This is a genomic window from Mesorhizobium sp. M7A.F.Ca.CA.002.09.1.1, from assembly GCF_003998555.1.
Classification (GTDB): domain Bacteria; phylum Pseudomonadota; class Alphaproteobacteria; order Rhizobiales; family Rhizobiaceae; genus Mesorhizobium; species Mesorhizobium ciceri.
On sequence record NZ_RZRR01000575.1, the window covers coordinates 1 to 3,728 of the forward strand.

Genomic DNA, 3,728 nt, shown 5'->3' on the forward strand with positions numbered 1-3,728 from the left:
CTCGTGGGGCTGGTCCTGTGCAGCAATGCGTCGATGGTTTACTTCGCTTTGGATTCGCTCCGTGTGGCAGTCGTCACGACGCTGGCCTGTTCGCTGCTGCTTCAGGCCGGCTACTTCGGCCGCGTGCTCTTTCTGATCTGGCAGTCCTCTAGCCGCGCTCGTGGAACTCGCCACAGGGGCCAGCATGCCGATGGTTACAGGAAAGCTCGGGTACCAGTCGTCTGACTCTGATCAACTGCGGAATGCAATTTTCAGCTGTGTCCCGGCTTGGTCGAATGCCCAGCATGTGCTGCTGCTTTGATGCGCGGATGACAGGATCAGTGCTCAGACCCACACCAATTTTGGTCACCCTCTGATGACTGAGCTGATCGTATAGGGAATCTGTGTTCGGCTAACACGCGACCATACCCCTGGGCTGACCGGTGCGTAGCAGGTTCAGGTACTTTTTTGCTGGAGATAGCATGCTGGAAAAATTCGAACGTTATCCGCTCACCTTTGGACCCACGCCGATCGAGAGGCTCGACCGCCTCGGCAAGCATCTGGGCGACAAGGTGGAAATCTACGTCAAACGCGAGGACTGCAACTCCGGTCTCGCGTTCGGCGGAAACAAGCTGCGCAAGCTCGAATACATTGTGCCCGACGCGATCGCGTCAGATGCCGATACGCTCGTCACAATCGGTGGCGTGCAGTCCAACCATACGCGCATGGTCGCTGCGGTCGCCGCCAAGATCGGCATGAAATGCCTCCTGGTCCAGGAGAGCTGGGTCCCACATGATGATGCTGTCTACGACCGGGTCGGCAATATCCTCTTGAGCCGCATCATGGGGGCAGAGGTGCGCCTGGTTGACGAGGGCTTTGACATCGGCATCCGCCGCAGCTGGGAAAAGGCACTTTATGAAGTCAAGGCAAGGGGCGGCAGGCCATATGCGATACCTGCCGGCGCCTCTGTCCACAAATACGGCGGCCTGGGCTATGTGGGGTTCGCTGAGGAGGTGCGTGCCCAGGAAGAGCAGCTTGGGTTTGCCTTCGACTATATCGTCGTCTGTACGGTGACTGGTTCAACCCACGGCGGCATGCTCGTCGGGTTCGCCAAGGATGGTCGACAGCGCAACGTGATCGGTATCGATGCCTCCGCCATGCCCGCCAAGACCAAGGCGCAGGTGCTTGGCATCGCCCAAAATACAGCGAAGCTCGTCCACCTCGGAGCGGAAATTGTCGAGGCAGACGTGGTGTTGTTCATGGACTACGCGTACCCGGGTTATGGCGTTCCATCGGAGGAAACCAAAGAGGCAATCCGTTTGTGCGCGCGGCTCGAGGGCATGATTACGGACCCCGTTTACGAGGGCAAATCGATGCAAGGGATGATCGACCTCGTCCAGAGGGGCTTCTTTCCACAGGGATCGAGGGTCCTCTACGCACATCTAGGCGGCGCACCGGCGATCAACGGGTACGGCTACACCTTTCGCAACGGCTGACGTTCGGCAGTCTGCGATTCCGCGGTCGCGCTCGAACGTGGGTAGGTAGCGTCGTTCGAGCGCTTGGCTGGAGAAGTGGAGGCAGCGACGGGCATCCACTAATTGGTACCATTACGTGCTGTCGGTGCTCAACGCCACGCGCATTGAGCGCATGCCGCCGTTGGCAACCGCGAGGCGAATTTTGACTCCGGGGCAAGAATCCACACGCGGCGGTGGCGGCACGAGGACCAAGCCGGCGAGTTCGCGCTTTCGAACTGGCGCCAAACTGCCACTGCTCGAGGGCCGAGGCCAGTCTAATCACAGGCGAGCCGTCCAAGCTCTCAAGAGTGATAGGGCGAAACCCGACAGCGGCAGAAGACATGTCGGGTTCACGACAATCGGCCGCATTTGGCCTCGTGGAGAATTTCAAAGCATTTCCCGCCGCTTACCGGAGCTGAGGGAATTGGCACCTCCGTTGCAGCTTGATGTGCGGCAACACGGTGAGAGCTTCGCTGAAGCAAGCCAGAGGGAGCGATGCCCTCGAGACCGTGTCCGATTTTGACTGGAAAATATTCCGCGACAAAAGAGACGAAAGGTGTGGAATGACTTTGGACACCAAGATGGAACTGCGTATGGGGTCCCCGGCTCCTGCGATCAAAGTGGAGAACTGGCTGCGTGGCGAGCCCCTCACGAACTTTCGGCCCGGCAAGGTCTACCTCGTTGAGTTTTGGGCGACTTGGTGCGGACCATGTGTCGACGCCATGCCCCATTTGATCGAACTGCAGGAGAAATATGAAGGCAGCGGATTTGAGGCGGTCGGAGTTGCCGCCTGCGAACAGGGTCCTACCGCAGACGAGGCGCGGACCAACGTGGATGCCTGGCTGACCGAGGAGTTCCCGAATCTGAATTATCGTATCGGGTTCGATTACATTGGCGAAATGAACAAGCTCTGGATGGATCCCAGCTCTTCGATTGGGATTCCCACCTCGTTCGTGGTCGACCGCGACGGCCACATCGCTTTTATCGGCCACCCGGCGGAACTCGATGACGTTTTGCCGAAAGTCCTTAACGGCAGCTGGCGCAGCAGCTATGAAGCGAAAGCCGCCGATGCAAAGCGCATCGCGCATAACCAACTTGCAGCGCGCGAAATGTCGCTTACCGGGCCGATATACGCCAAACTTGAGCCGGCGATGCAGGCCGAGGATTGGACGGCGGCGCTCTTGGCCATCGAAGAAGGCCTCGCCTTGATGCCAGACTCTTGTGAGTTCCGGCAGATTCATGCGGATCTTCTGCTTCACAAGCTGCGCGACATCAAGACCGGCATGCCGGTCATGCGAGAATTGGTCGAGGACGCGATCGACAAAACGTCCGACGCGGTGTCGTGGATGGCCTTGGCCCTCAACCAACTCTTCGATCCCACGATGGACAATTCCCATCTTCCGCGCGCGGAGCGCTTTGCGATGGGCAACGAGCTCTCGGAACAGATACTGGCACTCAATCCCCCGAACGGCGATGGCCCGTTTAAATACCTCCGGTACCTCCCGGTAGCTCAGTATTATTACGAGAGCGGCAACAAAGATCGCGCAATCGAGTTGATCGAGGTGGCACTGAAATCGGTGGACCGGCTGGGGCCAATTCCGGACCACACCAAACAGTACTATCTTACCCCATTGCTCGAAGCACTGGCCAACTACACGGGTGAGCCTGCCTGTCACGCGGATCTTTGTGTGGCTCCGCAAAAGAAGGCACCCGAAACTCAAAACGAAGTCACTTCCTGAGCAAGAATCGCGAAGGGACTGACAATTGGAATTGAACACTGGCCAATCCGCCCATCGAAGCTCTCTTCGCAGCAAGTATGTCGATGCAGCAGGGCGGCGGCTTGCGGAAGGTTGGATTTCAATTGCGTTGACCACCGGTCGGATCGCGGCGCAGACGATGTGCGCCGCGAATTCGCGCCGCAGGTCTCGCACTCGTGGACATGTCGAGGTCGGCCACGGGGCACTCTTGGGGTTGGCCCGCCCAAGCCATTCGTCGGCCACGCAAGCGGACCCGGAGTGGGCATCGCAGGAAAAGGAAATCGTACCTCGAAGACGAAGACTGAAATGACGAACAACGAAATTCCTCCGGTTGGCCCTGCTGTCAACAATGACGACGAGGCCCTTGCTTCCCCGTTCGTCAAATGCCTCCTGCGGCTCATTCGTACTCAGGATTCCTTCGGCTTATGGGAAGGCCATTCGGATGCCGAGCTGCTGGCCGAGTTCATCATCACCAAGC

Annotated in this window: 3 protein-coding genes; all 3 read left to right on the plus strand. The window is 58.6% G+C overall.

What is annotated here, in order from left to right; all coding sequences use genetic code 11:
* Positions 1–225, plus strand: a 225-nt coding sequence (locus EN994_RS22270) for an exopolysaccharide production repressor protein (protein ID WP_245466062.1), incomplete at its 5' end; no start/stop codon positions are given.
* 236 nt (positions 226–461) lie between these two features.
* The gene (locus tag EN994_RS22275; RefSeq protein WP_024505903.1) at positions 462–1,475 is read left to right on the plus strand and encodes a 1-aminocyclopropane-1-carboxylate deaminase; all 1,014 of its coding nucleotides are present in this window, start codon (positions 462–464) and stop codon (positions 1,473–1,475) included.
* A gap of 599 nt (positions 1,476–2,074) precedes the next feature.
* The gene (locus EN994_RS22280) at positions 2,075–3,232 is read left to right on the plus strand and encodes a TlpA disulfide reductase family protein (protein WP_063170386.1); all 1,158 of its coding nucleotides are present in this window, start codon (positions 2,075–2,077) and stop codon (positions 3,230–3,232) included.
* The last annotated feature ends 496 nt before the right edge of the window (positions 3,233–3,728 follow it).

Bases quoted from the DNA above. Each gene is read 5' to 3' on its own strand.
- EN994_RS22275 (WP_024505903.1), top strand. From the start codon at position 462: ATGCTGGAAAAATTCGAACGTTATCCGCTCACCTTTGGACCCACGCCG.
- EN994_RS22280 (WP_063170386.1), top strand. From the start codon at position 2,075: ATGGAACTGCGTATGGGGTCCCCGGCTCCTGCGATCAAAGTGGAGAAC.